This window comes from Kitasatospora sp. NPDC051164, from assembly GCF_044455625.1.
Classification (GTDB): Bacteria; Actinomycetota; Actinomycetes; order Streptomycetales; family Streptomycetaceae; genus Kitasatospora.
The window spans coordinates 260099-278271 of sequence record NZ_JBITFB010000006.1 but is presented as its reverse complement, the minus strand read 5'-3'; the positions used below and the strand labels follow the sequence as shown (position 1 = coordinate 278271).

Here is an 18173-nt window from a genome sequence, read left to right as displayed (position 1 = left end):
CCCGCCGGTGGCTGACCCGACCACGGCGCGCCGCCGGATCCGCGCGGCACTGCACCGGCGCCTCTCCCGCCACCCCCGGGCCGCCGCCCTCGCCGACCGGCTGACACCGCGCTCGGTCCGCGCCCGCACCACCCTCGCCGCCTGCCTCAGCGTCGCCGTCGTCCTCGCCGTCGCCTCCGCCGCCGTCGTCCTCCTGCTGCGCGCCAACCTGGAACGAACCGTCGAGGACGGCGCCCGTGAACAGGCCCAGGCCGTCGCCCGCCTCGCCGAGGACGGGCGGCTCCCCGGCCAGCTCCCCCTCGACCACGGCACCGACTTCATCCAGGTCGTCGACGCGCACGGCACGGTGGTCGCCGCCAGTCAGAACCTGACCGGCCACCCCTCGGTCGCCCCCACCGGCCACCGCGACGGCCACACCACCTTCAACCTCCGCACCCTCGGCGACCAGCACCACCAGCGCGTCACCACGATCACCACCGCCACTCCGAGCGGCAGCGTCACCGTCCACGTCGGCGCGTCCCTGCGCACCGTCGACGCCGCCGAGGACCTGACCACCGCCGCGCTCGCCGCGCTGAGCGCGGTCCTGCTGATCACGGTCGGCGTCCTCACCTGGCGGGCGACCGGCCGTGCCCTGCGGCCGGTCGAGGCCATCCGCGCCGAGGTCGCTGCCATCGGCGACCGCGACCTGAACCGCCGCGTCCCCGAACCCCGCAGCGAGGACGAGATCGCCCGCCTCGCCGGCACCATGAACGCCATGCTCGAACGCCTCGAAGCCGCGGGCGTCCGGCAGCGCCGCTTCATCGCCGACGCCTCCCACGAACTGCGCAGCCCCCTGACCGTGCTGCGCACCCAGCTCGAGGTCGCCCTCGCCCACCCCGACCCCGACGTGCGCACCGACCTGACGGCCGGCGCGCTGGAGGACACCGAACGCCTCCAGGCCCTCGCCGCCGACCTCCTGCTGCTCGCCCGCCTCGACGCCTCCGGCCGCGACCGGCCCGGGGAACCCGTCGACCTCGCCGCGCTGGTGCACACCACGATCGCGGCCCGCGGCGCCGAACCCCACCCCGTGACCGTGCACACGCCCGTCCCCGTCACGGTGTCCGGGCATCCCCTGTGGCTGGGCCGACTCCTGACCAATCTGCTCGACAACGCCCAACGCCACGCCCGGCATGCGGTCACCGTCCGCCTCGGCACGGACCGGGCCACCGGCCATGCGGTCCTGGACGTGGCCAACGACGGGCCCCCGATCGAACCCGCCGACCGCGAGAAGATCTTCGAACGCTTCACCCGCCTCGACGACGCCCGCAGCCGCGACGACGGCGGCGCCGGCCTCGGCCTGCCGATCGCCCGCGACATCGCCGCCCTCCACGGCGGCACCCTCACCGTCCTCGGCGTGACGGGCATGACCGGCGTGACCGGCGTGACCGGCGTGACCACCTTCCGCACCCGCCTACCGGCCGCCCCGACCGCCGCCCCGAACACCCGGCCGACGTCCGACGGCTGACCCAGGGTCGTCCGCCCGCCGCCCGGGGCGGGGGCGGCCGGGTGCGGGATCAGGCAGCGGCCTGGCGGACGGCCAGGTCGTCCAGGATGGTGGCGGTGGCGGTCGCACCGAAGCGTTCGGCGCCGGCGGCCACGAACTCCAGCATGCGGTCGAGGGTGCGGACCCCTCCGGCTGCCTTGACCCTCATGTGGGCGGGGACGTTCGCCCGCATCAACCGGACGTCCTCCAGGGTCGCGCCACCGGGCGCGAAGCCGGTCGAGGTCTTGACGAAGTCCGCGCCCGCCAGCGTGCTGAGCCGGCAGGCGCGCAGCTTGTCCTCGTCATCGAGGTAGGCGTTCTCGAAGATCACCTTGGTGAGGCCGGCACCCGCAGTGGCATCGACGACCGCCGCGATGTCCTCCCGCACCGCGTCGTCCTCCCCGCCGCGCAGCAGGCCGATGTTGAGCACCATGTCGAGTTCGGTCGCACCCGCCGCCAGGGCGTCGACGGCTTCGCCCGCCTTGGCCGCCGTGGTGGAACCGCCGTGGGGGAAGCCGATGACGGTGCCGACCTCGACGGCGGTGCCGGCGAGCGCCTTGACCGCCAGGGGGACGTCGGCGGGGCGCACGCAGACGGAGGCGACGTCGTAGGTCGCGGCGAGCTCACAGCCGCGCAGCACCTCGGCGGTGGTCAGTTCGGGCCGCAGGAGCGAGTGGTCGATCATCTTGGCGAGCTGCCGGACGTCGATGCCGGTGGAGTCCATGAGCCTGTCCTAGTGGTGAGGCGTTTCGCGTCGCACCGGTCAGGGCGCGACAGCGCGGACAGTCCGACGGTAACCTCAGGCTGTCTAGCTGTCTATACAGCCGGTCCGGAGATCGGGACAGGAACACATGTGACGGACATCACAGTGCACGCCTCTTGCCCTTGGCGTATTTCACCGTGGAATGTCCCGCTCTGTACTGGTCTACGCTGGTTGACTAGACAGCTAGACGGCGTATTCTCAATTTCGGAGGGCCCCTTTTGGAAACGGATTTCGCACCCAGGTACCACCGGATCGAACAGGCCCTCCGAAACCGGATCGCCGAGCATCGACCGCACGACCCGCTCCCGTCGGAGACGGATTTGTGCGAGGAATTCGGGGTGAGCCGCATGACTGCCCGAGCGGCCGTTCAAGGGCTCGTCACGGAAGGCCTGGTGTACCGGATCCCCGGGCGCGGGACATTTGTGGCGGAACCGCCGACCCACCGTCGCGCGGAAAACCTGGTCCGATTCAGCGAGGAAATGCGCAGACAGGGCCGCAAGCCCTCGTCACAACTGATTTCGGCGAGTCTCCGGACTGCCCTGCCGGAGGAGATCCACCGGCTCCGGCTGCGGAAATCCGCACAGGTCGTGGAGGTCAGCCGGGTGCGGTTGGCCGACGGGGTCCCGACCGCACTGGAGCGGGCGGTGTTCCCCGATGCCCTCGTCGCCCTGCTGGAGGTCGACTTCCGCACGGCGTCGATGCACGAGGCGCTCGCCGGGCTCGGCCGGACGCCGACCCGCGGACACGCGTCCATCAGGGCCGCCGCGGCCGGCGAGCGGGAGGCGGAGCTGCTGGCGGTGGCTCCGGGCACCGCCCTGCTCGTCGAACAGCGCCTCATCGTGGACCAGGACGAACAGCCCCTGGAACTCGCCGAATCCCGGTACGTGGGCGACAGATACGCCCTGGACGTCGCCTTCGAGGTCGATTCCTGAGGCGATTCCTGAGGCGATCTGCCGAGATCACCTGGTCATCCCGTCATCCGTGCGGCTCTCGGGCCGCACGGATGACGCGGATGTCGACCACGTGGGAGAAATTTCCGACGGGGAACTGCACGATCGGCGGGCAGTACGGCCCGAGCGGGCGATACGACCCGACCCGATTCCAGTAGTGGAAGACACTTTCATGCGTGGAGGGAAAGCCGTGTACGCGTACCTGATGACCTCTCCCGGGGAAATCAACCGCACCCTGGTACCTGATCCGGAATGCCGTGAGGACGAAATCCTGCTGCAGACCGAGGCGGTTTCCATCTGTTCGACCGACGTCTCCTACTTCCGCGGCCACCTCTTTCCGGAAGCCTGGCCGATCATTCCCGGACACGAATACGTGGGAAGGGTCGTCGAGGTCGGCAAGCGACTCCGGGACGACGTACTACCGGGCGACCGGGTGACCTACTGGGGACAGACCGACTTCGGCGGGATGGCCGAGTACCGGGCGCTGCGGCCGCTCTTCCCGGGACGGCTCGGCGTGGAGACGGCCTGGTACACCGGGCGCAACTTCTACGACGCCGACCAGGCCGCGGCCGTCGTCCTGCCGGCGCACGTGCCCTCGGACCTGGCCTCCGTGATCGAGCCGCTGACCTCGGTCCTGCGGTCGTTACTGCTCAACCCGCCGAAGCCGGGCGACACCTGCGTCGTCCTCGGCTGCGGCCCCAGCGCCCAGCTTGCCGTCCAGGTGCTGCACCGCCACCTCGGCGCCGGCTCGATCACCGTGCTGGACCGCAACAGCGACCGGATGGCCGTCGCGCTGCGGCACGGGGCCTCCCACGCCTTCAACACGGACACCCAGGCGCCGGAGCTCGAAGCGTACGTGCGCGAGCACCATGACCAGTACGCGGACTACGTGTTCGACGCGCTGCCCCACATCTCGGCGCCGGCCCGCTCGGCCGGGCAGGCCGACGCCCCGGACAAGGACATCCGGGAGATCGCGATGGGCCTGTTGCGCCCCGGCGGCTCGTACGTCATCTACGGCGCGACGGCCGTCCCGCAGCGGCTCAACACCTGGATGATCCTGGCCAAGGGCCTCAAGCTGCTCTCCACCCCCTTCGACGTCCGCTCGTTCCCGATGGCCCGCTCCGCGCACGTCACCGCCGTGGCCCTGCGGCTCGTCGAGTCGGGCCTGGTCGATCCCGCCCCACTGATCACCACCCGCGCCTGTATCGACGACGAGGACGCCGTCCGCGAGGCGTTCACCGGCTACGGGCGGGGCGCCTCGATGAAGACCTCGCTGCTCGCCCCGTCCGTCCTCCTCGACCACGTGCGCCGCACGGCCGCCGCGACCGACTCCGCCCCCGTCGGCTTAATCCCCGCCGACGCCGTCCGGGCCGACACCGTCCGGGCCGACGGTCCCTTCGCCGAGCAGACCGGGATACCGGGGTGACTGGCACCGACCCCGGCACCGACTTACCGGTCGCCCCGGTTCACCGGCCCCCCGCCTTCGTCCGGGACCGGCTGACCACCACGGCCTACGGCGGACTGGCCGTGTACGCCTATCTCCTGTACGCGCTCGGCCCACTGCTGCCGCTCCTGCGCCACGACCTGCGGCTGAGCTACGCGCTGATGAGCCTGCACTCCACGGCCTTCGCCGCCGGTGCGATCCTCACCAACCTGCTGTTCCGCCGGCTCCGGACGCGGGTGGGCCACCGGATGCTGTTCTGGTCCGCGCTCGCGGCCCTCGCCCTGGGGTCGCTCCTCCTGGCGACCGCGCTGTCGGCCGCCGTCACGCTCGGTGCGGCCGTCCTGGGCGGCATCGGCGGGGCGCTGCTGCAGACCACGGCCCTGGCGGTGCTGGCCGAGCACCACGGCGCGGACGAGTCACTCCGGGCGCGGGCCCTGGTCGAGGCCAACGCCGCCGCGAGCGTCAGCGCACTCGCCGCGCCCCTGGTCATCAGCGGCCTGGAGAGTGCCGGGGCGGCCTGGAACTGGTGCCTGGTGCTGCCCGTCCTCGCGCTGGCGGCCATGTACCCGGCGCTCCGCAACGAGCCGCTGCGCCCACGCACCCCCGCCGTCCCCGACGCACCCGACGCAAGGACTGCCCCGACCACCACCGCCGTCCACCCGGCGGAGGCCGACCGGCCGACGGGCGCGTTCCCGCTCCGCGCCGCCCTGTGCGGTCTCGTCGTGGGCTTCGAGTTCTGCCTCGCCTACTACGCCGCGCCCCTTCTCACCAACGCCATCCACCTGACGGACAGTCAGGCATCGGCGGCGCTCGCCCTGTTCTACGGCGGCGAGCTGGCCGGCCGCCTGGCGGGGAGCCGGCTGGCGGCCGGGGCCCGCTCCGCCCGCTCGGCCGCGCTGGTGGCCGGCTCCCTGACCGTCGCCGCCACCGGGTTCCTCCTGCTGTGGCTCGCCTCCACCACCTGGCTCGCCCTGCTGGGCCTGATCATCGGCGGACTGGGGGTCGCCAACCTCTTCCCGCTGACCCTCGCGCTCGCGGTGAGCGCTGCGCCCGGCCGCACCGACCAGGCCACGGCCCGCGTCCAACTCGCGGTCAGCACCTGCATCATGCTCGCGCCCCTGCTGCTCGGCACGCTGTCCGACCGCCTCGGCGTCCGCTCGGCCTTCGGCCTCGCCGGCTGCCTGCTGCCGCTCGCCGCACTGCTGCTCGCCGCCCGGCGACGGCACCCCGCCCCCACGACCGCCCCTGCCCATGTGTCCTCCACGGGAGTCACCCCGCATGTCCGTCACTGAGCGCACCGAGAGCACCGAGAGCGCGGACAGCCGCGCCGAGAGCTCCGAGAGCATCGCCGAGAGCTCCGCTTTGGCCCGCGACACCCTGGCCCGCAACCACCGCACCGGCTTCTCCCGGGCGGCCCAGCGCCCCTACGACTTCACCTGCCCCTCCCCCGACAGCTACCCCTTCCAGTGGGCCTGGGACAGCAGCTTCCACGCCATCGCCCTCACCCACGTCGACGCGGTCCGGGCCCGGGACGAACTGCGCTCCCTGCTCGGCGCGGTCACCCCGACCGGCTTCCTCCCGCACATGGTCCTGTGGCAGGACGACCTCCGGCCGCGCGCCACCGCGGACTTCAGGATCGACCTCTGGGAGGGGTGGCGGTCCGTCACCATCGCGCCGCCCGTGGTGGCCCGGGCCGTCGAGCGGGTGTACCGGGCCACCGGCGACGACCTCTGGCTGCGTCGCGTCCTGCCGCCGACGCTCGCCTTCTTCGGCTGGCTCAGGGACCATCGCACGAGCCCCGGCACCGGACTCCTCGAGATCTACCAGCCCGACGAGTCCGGACTGGACAGCAGTCCCAAGTACGACGCCGCCCTCGGTATCCAGTCGGCCGCCGAGGACGCCGTGCACACCGCCTGGCACCGCGCGATGCGGTCGCTCATCACGGCCTACGCCTCCCCCTCCCGCACGCCCGAGACCCCGCTCCGTGACCGGAGGCTGTTCGTCTGGAACGACGTGCTCGTCAACACCATCTACGCCGACGGGCTGGCCTGCCTGGCCCGCCTTTCCCGAACGGTAGAACCGAACGGGCGTACGGCGGAGCGGCTGGCCGAGGAGTCCCGCGCGATCGGCACCGCGCTGATGCGGCACTGCTGGGACGAGGCCACCAGCGCCTTCCAGGACCTCGACCTTGTCGCCGGCGAACGCAGTGACGTCCTCACCGCCAGTTCGCTCCTGCCCATCCTCCTCGACTCGGTACCGGAGACCGCCGCCCGCCGGGTCATCGAACAACACCTCCTGAACGAAAGGGAGTTCTGGCGTCCCCATCCGATACCCAGCGTCGCCGCCACCGAGCCGTCGTACGACGCCTCGTTCCGCACCGGCGCCATCTTCCGCGGCTCCAGCTGGGTCAACCTCAACTGGTACCTGTACTGGGGGCTGCGCAAGCGCGGCTACCGCACGGAAGCCGACACCCTCGCGGCCCGCACCTGCGCGCTCGTCGCGGCCTCGGGCACCCGGGAGTGCTACGGGCCGGAGGACGCCGCCGGGCACGGCGCGCGCTCCTTCGGCTGGAGCTCCCTCGTCCTGGACCTGGCCTCCGCCATGACGACAGCGACCACGAGGACGACGACGGCAACGGCAACGACGGAGGAGGACTGACCATGGCCAACTGGGGTTTCCTGGGCGCCGGTTCGATCGCCGCCTCCAGCCTCGCACCCGCCGTCCACGCGGCCGACGGGCCGCGCCTGCACGCCGTCGCCGCGACCGACTCCCGGCGGGCCCGGGCGCTCGACCCCGCGCGGGTGTACACCCGCTACGAGGAGCTGCTGGACGACCCCGCCGTCGACATCGTCTACGTCGCGCTCCACAACAGCGCCCACCGCCCGTGGGTGGACCGCGCCCTGCGCGCGGGCAAGCACGTCCTGTGCGAGAAGCCGCTCGGGCTGACCGCCGCGGAGGTCACCGCCATGACGGCCACCGCCCGCGCCGCCGGCCGGCTGCTCGTCGAGGCCGCCTGGAACCGCTGGCACCCGCGCACCCGCGACCTCGAGTCCATGATCACCCGCGGCGCGATCGGCACCGTCCACACCGTCACCGCCCGGTTCGACGGCCTCGCCCCCGCTCCCGGCAACTACCGCCTCGACGCCGCCCTCGGCGGCGGTGCCCTCTACGACGTCGGCTACTACGCCGTCTCGGCCGCCCTCGCCGCCTTCGGCTGGCGGACACCGAGGGTCGTCCGGGCCGAGCAGGACCACTGGCGGCCCGGCTCCGCCGACTCGGCCACCCGCTTCCTGCTCGAGTTCCCCGACCGGGGGACGGCCGAGGTCGGCTGCTCGCTCGTGGGCGGCATGGCCGAGACCTTCACCACCACCGGCACGAGCGGCTCGATCACCCTCACCCCACCGGCCTTCTGCGCCGGCGCCGCCCCCAGCACGCTCACGTCCACCGTCGGGGGCCGGCGCCACTACCCGGCCCAGGACCCGTACCGCCTCATGGTCGAGGCGATGGACGCCGCGGCGGATGGCGACACCTCCGCCCGCCTCGTCCCGCTCGAGGAGTCGCTCCTCATCGCCACCACGCTGGACTCCGTGCGGAGCCGTCTCCCCCGCCGGGACACCCGCCGGGACAGCTGACGCACCCGTCCACCGCCCCGCCCGAGGCATCGCACCGGTTCAGCGACACACCTGTTCGGCGACGCGCCGGTTCATCGACGCGCGGGTCCGGCCGCGTGCGACAGCGGCCGGACCCGGGCGACCAGGAGGGCGATGTCGTCGTTCCCGCCCTGGTGGTGCAGGGCGCCGAGGAGGAGGTCGCAGGTCTCCTCCGGGGAACTGCGGGGCCGGCCGAGGAGGTCGGTGAGGGCCGTGAGCCGCACGTCGATGTCGTGGTCGCGGGTCTCCACCAGCCCGTCGGTGTAGAAGACGAGTTCGTCGCCGGTCCTGAGGTCGATCGGGGTGTCGTGGAAGGCGATCCCGCCGACGCCCAGGGGTGCGCCGGTGGGCAGGTCGAGCAGGACCGGCCGGCGGCCCGGGTGGGTGTGGACCGGGGGCAGGTGGCCGGCGATGGCGATGCGACAGCGGTGGTGGCGGGGGTCGTAGAGGGCGTAGACGCAGGTGGCGATGGACTCTCCGAGACCGGCGGCGATGCTGTCGAGGTGGGTGAGGACGGCGGCCGGCTCCAGGTCAAGGCCGGCCAGCGTCCTTGCGGCGGTGCGGAGTTGGCCCATCGTGGCGGCGGCGGTGATGCCGCTTCCCATCACGTCGCCGACGACCAGCGCGGTCCGGTCGGCGGTCAGCGGGATGACGTCGAACCAGTCGCCGCCGACCTCGCCGACGCCGGAGGCCGGCTGGTAGCGGTAGGCGACCTCCAGCCCGGGCGGCTGCGGGGGCGGGCCGGGCAGCAGGTGCCGCTGGAGGGCGAGCGCGGCGTGGCGCTGGCGCTGGTACCAGCGGGCGTTGTCGATGGCGACGGCGGCGCGGGCGGCCAGTTCACCGGCCAGGACCACGTCGTCATGGTCGAACGGCTGCTTGTTGCGGGCCCGTTTGAGATCGAGCGCGCCCAGGACCTGGCCGCGGGCGCGCAGCGGCACGGCCAGGTAGGAGTGGATCCCGGCCTGCCGGAGCAGCTCGACGGCCTCCGCGTCGCGGGCGATGCGCGGCAGGTCACGGTCGGTGACGCGGGCCAGCAGGATCGGGCGGCCGGTACGGGCACAGCGGGTGACCAGGCGGGTCGCGTCGTAGCGGGCGATCTGCCCGACCGGATCGGCGGCCTCGACGGCGGGCGTGGGGTGGGCGGCCTTGACGGCGAGGGCGCGGAACAGGGCCGGACGGTTCCGGTCCTCCGTCGGCGCGCTGTCGGTGAGGATGTCCTCCAGGATGTCGACAGCCGCGATGTCGGCGAATTCCGGGACGAGGACGTCGGCGAGCTCGCGGGCGGTGACGTCGAGGTCGAGGGTGGTGCCGATGCGCTCGGAGGCGTCGGCGATCACGGTCAGGCGCCGCCGGGCCGCCGCCGCGGCGGTGGCCGCCCGGTGCTGCTCGGTGACGTCGACGACCGAGACGGCGACGCCGATCACCCGGTGCGCAGGGTCCTCCAGCCGGTGGAAGGACGCCGACCAGGCGTGCTCGACGCCGGGGTCGGCGCGGGTGTGTCCGGTGGTGAACTGGTTCAGCAGCGGGGACCCGGTGGCCAGCACCTCCCGCATGGCCGCCTCGATCGCCTCGGTGTCCAGGAACGGCAGGGCTTCCCGGACGGTGCGGCCCAGGTGCCGGGCGGCGGGCAGTCCGTTGATGCGTTCCAGCGCCGGGTTGACCAGGACGAAGCGCAGCTCGGTGTCCATCACGGACAGCCCGATCGGGGACTGCTCCACCAGGCGTAGCGACAGGGCGAGGTCCCGTTCGAGGCGCCGCAGCGTGGCCTGGTCCGAGGCCAGGCCGAGCGCGTAGGACCGGCCGCTCTCGTCCTCCAGGCGCATGTTGCGGAACTCGACCAGCAGCGTGGACCCGTCCTTGTGTCGGACCGGGAAGGCCCCGGCCCACGCCCCGCCGCCGGCCATCACCTTCGCGAACGGTTCCAGCACCCGGCCCAGGAGCCGCTCCTCGACCAGCACCCGGGCGGCCGGGTGCCCGAGGGCTTCCGCGGCCGGGTAGCCGAAGAGGTCCTCGGCCTGCGGGCTCCACAGCACGATCCGCCCCTCCGCGTCCAGCACCACCGCGGCGACGCCCAGGACGTCCAGCAGCCCACCGGTCTCCAGTGCGGGGTCCCGCTCCGGCGGGACGGCACCCGACGGCTCCGCGTGCCCGGCGTCCATCCGGCCACCTCCTCCCGCCGCACCTGATGGATGGGGTTCACTCCATCGTCCCGCCTCGCTTCCCGGCCGCCAGCCGGGCGGCCCCGGAGCCGGCATGTGAGGGGAATGTCGTGGCTCTCGGCTCTCCCGGACCGTCCGGGCATCGCCGGTGTTACTGGCCGGTAATTTGGCTGATCATCATCTCCCCTGGGGCTTCTTCAGCTGGCTACGCTCCGGCAGTCAAGCAGTACGAGCACAGATGGAGCACGTCATGGAACGACCCACCCCCAGCCGAGGACGCCGGACGGCGAGCACCGTCCTCGCGGCGACGCTCGCCCTCGGCGGGGCCGCCGTCGCACAGCCCGCCGTCGCACAGCCCGTCGTCGCGGAGGCGCCGTCCGGGGCCGCGGTGGGCGTCGGGTCGTTCCGGCTGGCCGACATCCCGGCGAAGGACGGCGTCGTCCTCAAGGCCGACGTGTTCACCCCGGCCCCCGGGACGCCGTGGGCCGATCCCCAGGGGCGCTACCCGCTGGTGGTGCAGCCGGCCAGCTGGGGGCAGAACGACCTGGAGTACGTCGCCCAGGGCCGTGCGCTCGCCGCCGAAGGGTACGTCGTCGTCACCTACACGGTGCGGGGCTTCTGGGGCTCCGGCGGGGAGGTCGACGTCGCCGGGCCCAAGGACGTCGCGGACATCTCCACGGTGATCGACTGGGCGCTCGCACACACCCCGGCCGACCCGGACCGGGTCGGCATGGTGGGGCTCTCGCTGGGCGGCGGCCTGACCCTGCTCGGCGCCGCCTTCGATCCGCGGATCAAGGCCGTCGCCTCGCTCAGCGGCTGGGGCGACCTCACCGACTCGCTCTACAGCGGGCAGACCCGGCACCTGCAAGCGGCGGCCGTGCTCGCCGGCATCCAGGCTCCGACCGGCCGCAAGAGCCCCGAGTTCGCGCGGGTGCTGGACGACCTCTTCGCCGACCGCGACCTGCCCCAGGTCATCGACTGGGCGGACATCCGCTCCCCCGCGCGCTACCTGGACCGGATCAACGCGAACGGCACCGCCGTCCTGATGGCCAACGCCTGGGGCGACAGCTTCTTCAACCCCAGCCAGGTCACCGACTTCTACCAGCGGCTGACCGTGCCCAAGCGCCTCGAACTGCGCCCCGGCGACCACGCGAGCCAGGAGTTCACCGGACTGCTCGGACTGTCCAACGCCACCTGGGACAGCGCGCGTTCGTGGCTCGACCAGTACGTCAAGGGAGCCCCCGGCACCCGCACGCAGCCGGTCCGGCTCGACGTCCGCCCCTCCGGCGTGGCCGAGAGCCACGCCGACTGGCGGTCCGTCAGCTCCCGCACCGAGCACCTCGCGGTCGGCGCCGACACCCTCGGCGCCGACGCCCACGGCGATCCGGCCTCCGTCACGTGGCAGAGCACCGTGCTCGGCGGCACCCCCTCCGGCGCGAGCGGCGGCGTCGCCCTGCTGTCCGGGCTGGTCGACCAGACGGTGCACCAGCCGCCGACCGTGGTCGTCCCGCTGCTGGCCCGCTCGGCCGCCGTCGTCCGGACCTCGCAGCCCTACCCGCAGGGCCTGTCGCTGCGCGGCGTCGCCCGGGTACACGGCACGGTCACCGCGTCGACGCCGCAGGGCACGGTCGTCGCCTACCTCTACGACGTGGACGCGCTCGGCATCGGCCGGCTGGTCTCACACGCGCCGCAGAGCTGGTCCGGACGGACGCCCGGGCAGCCGTTCCCGCTGGACGTCCCGCTCTTCGCCACGGCGTACGACGTGCCGGCCGGCCACCGCCTGGCCCTGGTGCTGGGCACCCGGGACGCCCTGTACGGCGGGGAGACCCCGCTCGGCTCCCAGGTGACCTTCGGCTCGACCGCGGCCGACCCGGCCGAGCTGACGCTGCCGGTGCGCTGATCGCCCGACACCGCCCACTCGACGAGCGCGTACGGCCGGACGGGTGACCAACGAGGCTCCCCGGCGGAACAGTTGAGACGTCAGACCGCTCACTCGACCGCCGGGGAGCCTCGTTCGTCCCGCACCCGGGCCGAATCGTCTTCCGAATCGGGTTCACCGGGTTTATCCCGCATTTCCAGGACCCGGTCGACGTTTCCGATGTCGCGTGTTTGAATTTTCCGGACGTGTCGGTGGACACCGACCGGAACGGGGAGGGAAAATGACCAGCCCGCAAAGGACGGAAAGGGCGGAAAGGGCGGATAACGACGCCCTCGCGGATCGCGTGGCGGCCGGCGATCCGAACCTTTCCACCGAACGGACAAACCTTTCGGCCCGCCGTGATTTCCGCGCGTACTGGCTCGGCCAGACCGTGAGCGTCATGGGCCACCAGGTGGCGATCTTTGTCTTTCCGACCACCGCCATCGTCCTGTTCCACGCGTCCGATCTCGGCGTCGGCCTGCTGAATGCCGTCGGCACTGCTCCCTATCCGGTGCTGGCGCTCTTCGCCGGTGTCGTGATGGACCGGCGGCGGCGCAGGCCGGCCATGATGTGGTCGACCGCGGGCACGATGCTGGCGCTCGCCGCGATCCCCCTGGCCGCCGCCGCCGGGGTGCTGGGCATGGCGGAACTGTGCGTGGCGGCGCTCGCCGCCGGTTCGTTCGGCGTCCTCTACGACGTCGCCAACCAGTCGCACCTGCCGACCCTGCTGCCGAGGGAGATGCTGCCGCGGGCGAACGCCAGGCTGGAGGTGTCCACCTCCCTCGCCATGCTCGGCGCGCCCGCCCTGGGTGGCCTGCTCGGCCAGTACCTCTCCGGTACGACGGCGCTGGCGGTGGTCGCCGCCACCTTCGTCCTCCCGATCCTGACGCTCATGAGCCTTCGCACCCCGGAGCCCCCGGCGCCGCCACGGCAGCCGGGGGCTTCGATGTTCGCCGAGATGAAGGAGGGCGTCGCGGCCCTGTGGCAGCACCCGCTGCTGCGCCCCGCGACGGTGGCCGCCGTGCTGCGGAACCTGGGCAACGCGGCCGCCTCGACGGTGTCGCTGCTCTTCGCCTACCGGACCCTCGGGCTCCCGCCCGGGACGGTCGGGGTGCTCTTCACCCTGGTGGGCCTCGGCGGGGTCGGCGGCGCGTGGATGGCGGACCGGCTGCTGGCCCGCTTCGGCCTCGGGACGACCCTCGCCGCCGCCTGCGCCTCCGGAGCCGTGTGGGCCGCCGCCCCGCTGGCCCTGTGGCTGCCGGCTGTGCCGACCCTGGTGGTGGTCGGCGCGGCGGCCTCGGTGTGGGTGCCGGTGTGGAACGCCACGATCACCACCTTGCGGCAGTCGGTGATCAGGCCGGATCTGCTCGGCCGGGTGCACGCGACGTCACGGACCATCAACTTCTGCGCGATGCCGCTCGGAGCCCTGCTGGGCGGGGTGGCCACCGATGTCCTGGGCGGCGCCCTGGGCCCGAAGGCCGGCACCGGATGGGCGCTCGTGCTGACCGGGCTGGCGTCGGCGGCCGCGACGGTCGTGCTGCTCCGCTCCGAACTGCGCTCGGTGCGGGAGATCCCCGGTGTCGCGAGCGAGTCGGCAGCGTGAGCAGGTCGGCAGCGTGAGCGAGTGAGCGAACGAAGGGACGTCCCGCACCCGCGCGGGACGTCCCTTCAGGATTCTTCTCGGCTCAGCTCTTCTTGACGGTGATCGCGTGGGTGACGGCCGTTCCCGCCACGAGCAGCACCGCGGCCGCGGCGACCAGCACACCCGTGGAGCCCAGGGCGTCCGCCGAGTTCGTCGTGTGCTGGAGGTCGGTCAGCATGATGTTGACCGGCGACACGCCCTTGCCGAGCATGACGGCCAGCAGCAGCACCAGGGCGACGACGAGCGCGTAGCCCTGCCGCCGGAACACCAGCCGTGAGCAGACCAGCCCGATGGCCATGCCGGTGAAGGCGCAGATCAGCTGGGCCTCCGTGCCGAGGACCAGATCGGCGAAGCGGACGGTGTGGGTGCCGAACAGCAGCGGCAGCGCCAGGCCGCCCACTGTCAGCAGCAGGCACCAGGCGGCGGCGGTCGCGACCGAGCCGAGCAGGACCCTGCGATGGCTGCCCGCGCTGACGACGACGATCGCGCGGTGCGGCGGGTCCTCCAGGCCGATCAGCGCCATGGTGAGCCAGGTGGAGCACAGCAGCATGGCCCCGGCCACCGCGGAGTAGGTGGCGGCGAGCGGGCCGGTGTCACTGCTGGTCAGCACGGCGGCCAGGCCGATGAACAGGAGCAGCGGCGCGAGGTAGCGCTGGGAGAGCAGCAGCACCGTGAACATGTAGCGGACCAGGGGGATCACAGGGCGACACTCCTGGCGTCGGTACGGGAGCCGTGGTCGTGCGCGGCCCTGGCCACCGCTTCCACCGACCAGCGGTGCTGCAGTGCCGTCAGCAGTACGGTGTCCGAGTGCTCGCGGGTCACCCGCAGGGTGATGCCCTGGCCCCGGCGGGCGGCGTCGACCACGCCCGGGAGCGCGTACCAGTCCGGCTGGGCCGGGACGGCGCCGGTGGCCGGCACGGTCAGGACCAGTTCGACCATCGGGGCGGGGCCCTCGGCGTGCACACCGCCGCGCCAGGTGACCCGGCCGTCGGTGATGGCGTAGGCGCCGGTGGCGTGCGTCCCGGTGATCGCCTCGCGGTGGTCGGTGAAGACCACCGCGCCGCCTTGGCCGGCCACCTCGTCGATGAACTCGCCCAGGACGCCGTGGGCCGAGGCGTCCAGGCCCGACCAGGGCTCGTCGAGGACGAGCAGGTCGGGCCGGACGAGCAGGGCCTGGGCCAGCGCGACCTTCTGCGCGTTGCCCTTGGAGAGCGTGCGCAGCGACGCGGTCGGGCCGCCGACGAGGGCGAGCCGCTCCAGCAGTTCGCCTCCGCGGGCGCGGGCGGCGGCGGTGGACATGCCTCGGATGCGGCCCATGTGGGTGAGGTAGGAGATCGCCGAGATGCGTTCGTGCGCCGTGAAGCGGTCCGGTACGTAGCCGACGGTCGGCGGTCGGCCCGAGACCGTGCCGGACGTGGGCTGGGAGAGTCCGACCAGGATCTTCAGCAGGGTCGACTTCCCGGAACCGTTGGTGCCCACCACTGCGACGGCGTCGCCGGCGGAGACCTTCATGTCCACATCGCTGAGGATCCACCGTCCTGCACCGTAGCGTTTGCAGACAGCTTTGCAGTGTAACAACTCAACTCCCGACTGTGATCTCCGCGCTCACGCTACTACAGTCAGGCATCGAGGCGGTGTCCCTGTCAACATGACGCACACCGAGGTCGGCAAAAAGGGTCGCAAGCCTGTTCAACCCTTCTTCCAATTGTTCGCCGGAGAGTGAACTACAGGACAGCCGGAGCTGGTTCTTGCCGTCCTTTCCGTCGTAGAAATGCGACATCGGAGTCCAGAGCACGCCGAACTCCTGACCGGACCTTTCGAGCAATTCGTCGTCGGCGGTGAACGGCACATTGACGACGACGAAGAAACCGCCGTGCGGGGTGTTCCAGGAAACGTCCGGGCACCGCTGGAACCGTGCTTCCAGGCCGCGCAGGACGTGCGCCAGATTGCGTCGGTAGATCTCCTGTTCGCCGGAGGTCGCCCGGGCCAGGCTGAAGTCGTTCTCCAGCAGGGCGCCGCCGATGACGGCCTGCGAGATCGGCGAGGTGTTGACGGTGACCATGCTCTTGATCCGCGAGAGCTGCTCGGCGAATCCGCCGACCTGCCCGCGCCCGTCGCGCACCCGCTGGTCGGCCACCAGGTAGCCGACCCTGGCGCCGGGGAGGACGGTCTTCGCGAACGATCCGAGGTAGATCACCGTCCGGTCGGTGTCGAGCGCCTTCAGCGTGGGCAGGCGCCCGGAGCCGTCGTGGAACATTCCGTACGGGTTGTCCTCCAGTAGGAGGACCCCTTCGCGGGCGGCCAGGTCGAGCAGTTCGCGGCGGGTCCCGAGGTCCAGGCGCAGCCCGGACGGGTTCGCGAAGTCCGGCACGATGTAGCAGGCGCGGGGGCGCAGTCCGCGCTCGCGGGCCTGGCGCAGCGTTACGGCCAGGTCCGCGAGGTCGATGCCGGTGGTACCGCTCGCCACCGGCACCACCGGCATGTCGACCAGTCGTGCCGCGCCGGTCAGGCCCACGTAGGTCGGTGCCACGGCCAGGACGACGTCGCGCTCGTCCCGGCGCAGACTGCGCAGGGCCAGGAACATCGCCTCCTGGCAGCCGACGGTGACGACGATCGACTCGGGATCGACGTGCATCCCCTCGTCCACCTCGAGGTGGCGTGCGATGAGGTGGTGCACGATGCCGCTGGTCCGTCCGTACTGGCACAGCGTGCGGCTCACCTCGGCCGGGCCGTAGCCGAGGTCCGTCGACAGGTGGTCGCAGAACCGCTCCAGGTGGCGGTGGACCGCCCGGACGTCGAAATGGGTCTCCGTCGGCCGGCCCGGCGCGAAGGACAGGGCGTTCGGGTAGCGCGCGGTGACCTCGTTGAGGAAGGTCATGGAGGCGAGCGCCGGGTCCTCCAGTGAGGCGTGCAGGTCGGCGAGGTCCAGGTCGGCGACGTCCAGGTCGGCGACGTCCAGGGCGGCGAGGTCCGGGGCGGAGGCTTGCGGGCCGGCGGCTTCCGGTGCGCGGCGGTCGTCAGTCACCGGGCACCCACCTGCGGGCGTGCAGAGCGGCCGCGGCGGCCAGGTCGGCGCAGCCGGCGAGCAGCATGCCCTCGCGCAGCTCGTCGTGCAGGACGGACAGCACCTCGGAGACTCCCTTCTCACCGTCGGCGGCCAGGCCCCACAGGACGGGCCTGCCCAGCAGCACCCCGGCCGCCCCGAGTGCCAACGCGCGCAGGACGTCCGTGCCGGTGCGCACCCCGCTGTCCAGCAGGACCTCGCACTGCCCGCCGACCGCCTCGACCACCGCGGGCAGCTGGGCGATGCTCGGTACGGCGCCGTCGAGTTGGCGCCCGCCGTGATTGGACACCACCACGGCGTCCGCGCCGCACTCCACCGCCCGTCGGGCGTCCTGCGGGTCCAGGATGCCCTTGACCACGAGGGGCAGTTCCGTCCGCCGGCGCAGCTGTTCCAGCTCCGCCAGGGTCGGGACGCCGAAGAGCGCGCGGGTGTGTGCGGCCACCGCGGACACCCCGGACGCCGGGCGGTGCGCCAGGTCGTCGAGTCCGGGCTCGAGCAGCGCGGCCCGGACGTGCGGGGGCAGCGTGAACCCGTTGGTCACGTCCCGCCATCGCCGGCCCATGACCGGCACGTCCACGGTCACCACGAGGGCCCGGCAACCGAGTTGCTCCGCCCGGTCGACCAGCGCCTCGCGTGCCTGGCGCTCGCGCAGCCAGTACAGCTGGAACCACACGTCGGCGCCGGTCTCGACGACCGCCTCGATCGGGTAGCTGCTGAGGGTGCTGAGGATGAACGGCACCCCGGCGGCGTGGGCCGCCCGGGCGGTGGCGAGTTCGCCGTCGGGGTGCAGCAGGCGCTGGTAGGCCATCGGCGCCACGAGCAGCGGCATGGCGGCGTCGGTGCCCAGCAGCCGGCCGCCGCAGTCGGCGGAGGCCGTGTCGGTCATCACCCGGTGCACCAGCGTCACCGCGTCGAAGGCGGCCCGGTTCGCGGACAGCGTCGTCTCCCAGCCGCTGCCGCCCTCGACGAAGTCCCACACCTCGGGCGCCGTGGCGGCGTGCGCCGCGCTCCGCAGGCCGGCCAGGCCGGGCGGCGCCGTGGCGGCCGGATCCTGCATGCCG

The 18173-nt window shown here is 72.8% G+C and carries 14 protein-coding genes; 8 read left to right on the top strand and 6 right to left on the bottom strand.

All coding sequences use genetic code 11. The features are described from left to right. The first annotated feature begins 7 nt into the window (after positions 1-7). Complete coding sequence (locus tag ACIBEC_RS11735; RefSeq protein WP_360490868.1) at positions 8-1504, top strand: ATP-binding protein; 1497 nt, start codon at positions 8-10, stop codon at positions 1502-1504. Between the two features lie 49 nt (positions 1505-1553). On the opposite strand, the gene deoC is transcribed toward ACIBEC_RS11735, so the two are convergent. Further along, complete coding sequence (gene deoC / locus ACIBEC_RS11730; RefSeq protein ID WP_360490871.1) at positions 1554-2246, bottom strand: deoxyribose-phosphate aldolase; 693 nt, start codon at positions 2244-2246, stop codon at positions 1554-1556. 257 nt (positions 2247-2503) lie between these two features. Between deoC and ACIBEC_RS11725 the strand changes: the two genes are divergently transcribed. The 5 genes from ACIBEC_RS11725 to ACIBEC_RS11705 all read left to right on the top strand — a co-directional run bounded on the left by ACIBEC_RS11725 (position 2504) and on the right by ACIBEC_RS11705 (position 8311). Further along, on the top strand, positions 2504-3217 hold the full coding sequence (locus ACIBEC_RS11725; RefSeq protein ID WP_360490874.1) for a GntR family transcriptional regulator: 714 nt from the start codon (positions 2504-2506) through the stop codon (positions 3215-3217). 223 nt (positions 3218-3440) lie between these two features. Beyond that, the gene (locus ACIBEC_RS11720) at positions 3441-4661 is read left to right on the top strand and encodes an alcohol dehydrogenase catalytic domain-containing protein (RefSeq protein WP_360490877.1); all 1221 of its coding nucleotides are present in this window, start codon (positions 3441-3443) and stop codon (positions 4659-4661) included. Then, entirely contained in the window at positions 4658-5971 is a 1314-nt protein-coding gene (locus ACIBEC_RS11715) for an MFS transporter (protein ID WP_360490880.1), read from the top strand. Before ACIBEC_RS11720 ends, ACIBEC_RS11715 begins: the two co-directional genes overlap by 4 nt. Then, positions 5958-7337, top strand: coding sequence for an MGH1-like glycoside hydrolase domain-containing protein (locus tag ACIBEC_RS11710; RefSeq protein ID WP_360490883.1), 1380 nt, complete (start codon positions 5958-5960; stop codon positions 7335-7337). Before ACIBEC_RS11715 ends, ACIBEC_RS11710 begins: the two co-directional genes overlap by 14 nt. A 2-nt stretch (positions 7338-7339) precedes the next feature. Beyond that, positions 7340-8311: a Gfo/Idh/MocA family oxidoreductase gene (locus ACIBEC_RS11705; protein ID WP_360490886.1), complete on the top strand. Its 972-nt coding sequence runs from the start codon at positions 7340-7342 to the stop codon at positions 8309-8311. Between the two features lie 71 nt (positions 8312-8382). On the opposite strand, the gene ACIBEC_RS11700 is transcribed toward ACIBEC_RS11705, so the two are convergent. Further along, the gene (locus ACIBEC_RS11700; RefSeq protein ID WP_360490889.1) at positions 8383-10488 is read right to left on the bottom strand and encodes a SpoIIE family protein phosphatase; all 2106 of its coding nucleotides are present in this window, start codon (positions 10486-10488) and stop codon (positions 8383-8385) included. A gap of 250 nt (positions 10489-10738) precedes the next feature. Between ACIBEC_RS11700 and ACIBEC_RS11695 the strand changes: the two genes are divergently transcribed. Both ACIBEC_RS11695 and ACIBEC_RS11690 read left to right on the top strand, forming a co-directional pair. Further along, the gene (locus ACIBEC_RS11695; RefSeq protein ID WP_360490892.1) at positions 10739-12388 is read left to right on the top strand and encodes a CocE/NonD family hydrolase; all 1650 of its coding nucleotides are present in this window, start codon (positions 10739-10741) and stop codon (positions 12386-12388) included. A 259-nt stretch (positions 12389-12647) separates the two neighbouring features. After that, complete coding sequence (locus ACIBEC_RS11690) at positions 12648-14009, top strand: MFS transporter (protein ID WP_360490895.1); 1362 nt, start codon at positions 12648-12650, stop codon at positions 14007-14009. A gap of 82 nt (positions 14010-14091) precedes the next feature. Here ACIBEC_RS11690 and ACIBEC_RS11685 read toward each other — a convergent pair whose 3' ends face one another. The 4 genes from ACIBEC_RS11685 to ACIBEC_RS11670 all read right to left on the bottom strand — a co-directional run bounded on the left by ACIBEC_RS11685 (position 14092) and on the right by ACIBEC_RS11670 (position 18169). Further along, positions 14092-14748 carry a hypothetical protein gene (locus tag ACIBEC_RS11685; protein ID WP_360490898.1) on the bottom strand — a complete coding sequence of 219 codons (657 nt, stop codon included), beginning with the start codon at positions 14746-14748 and terminating at the stop codon, positions 14092-14094. After that, positions 14745-15566, bottom strand: a complete 822-nt coding sequence (locus tag ACIBEC_RS11680; RefSeq protein WP_360490901.1) for an ABC transporter ATP-binding protein — start codon at positions 15564-15566, stop codon at positions 14745-14747. The genes ACIBEC_RS11685 and ACIBEC_RS11680 overlap by 4 nt, the downstream gene beginning before the upstream one ends. 61 nt (positions 15567-15627) lie before the next feature. Further along, positions 15628-16926 (bottom strand): PLP-dependent aminotransferase family protein, encoded by a 1299-nt coding sequence (locus ACIBEC_RS11675; RefSeq protein WP_360491553.1) that lies wholly within the window; start codon positions 16924-16926, stop codon positions 15628-15630. 139 nt (positions 16927-17065) lie between these two features. Next, positions 17066-18169, bottom strand: coding sequence for an alpha-hydroxy acid oxidase (locus ACIBEC_RS11670; protein WP_360490904.1), 1104 nt, complete (start codon positions 18167-18169; stop codon positions 17066-17068). Positions 18170-18173 lie beyond the last annotated feature (4 nt).

Bases quoted from the DNA above. Each gene is read 5' to 3' on its own strand.
- deoC (WP_360490871.1), bottom strand. From the start codon at position 2,246: ATGGACTCCACCGGCATCGACGTCCGGCAGCTCGCCAAGATGATCGAC.
- ACIBEC_RS11720 (WP_360490877.1), top strand. From the start codon at position 3,441: ATGACCTCTCCCGGGGAAATCAACCGCACCCTGGTACCTGATCCGGAA.
- ACIBEC_RS11710 (WP_360490883.1), top strand. From the start codon at position 5,958: ATGTCCGTCACTGAGCGCACCGAGAGCACCGAGAGCGCGGACAGCCGC.
- ACIBEC_RS11705 (WP_360490886.1), top strand. From the start codon at position 7,340: ATGGCCAACTGGGGTTTCCTGGGCGCCGGTTCGATCGCCGCCTCCAGC.
- ACIBEC_RS11700 (WP_360490889.1), bottom strand. From the start codon at position 10,488: ATGGACGCCGGGCACGCGGAGCCGTCGGGTGCCGTCCCGCCGGAGCGG.
- ACIBEC_RS11695 (WP_360490892.1), top strand. From the start codon at position 10,739: ATGGAACGACCCACCCCCAGCCGAGGACGCCGGACGGCGAGCACCGTC.
- ACIBEC_RS11690 (WP_360490895.1), top strand. From the start codon at position 12,648: ATGACCAGCCCGCAAAGGACGGAAAGGGCGGAAAGGGCGGATAACGAC.
- ACIBEC_RS11675 (WP_360491553.1), bottom strand. From the start codon at position 16,926: ATGACCTTCCTCAACGAGGTCACCGCGCGCTACCCGAACGCCCTGTCC.
- ACIBEC_RS11670 (WP_360490904.1), bottom strand. From the start codon at position 18,169: ATGCAGGATCCGGCCGCCACGGCGCCGCCCGGCCTGGCCGGCCTGCGG.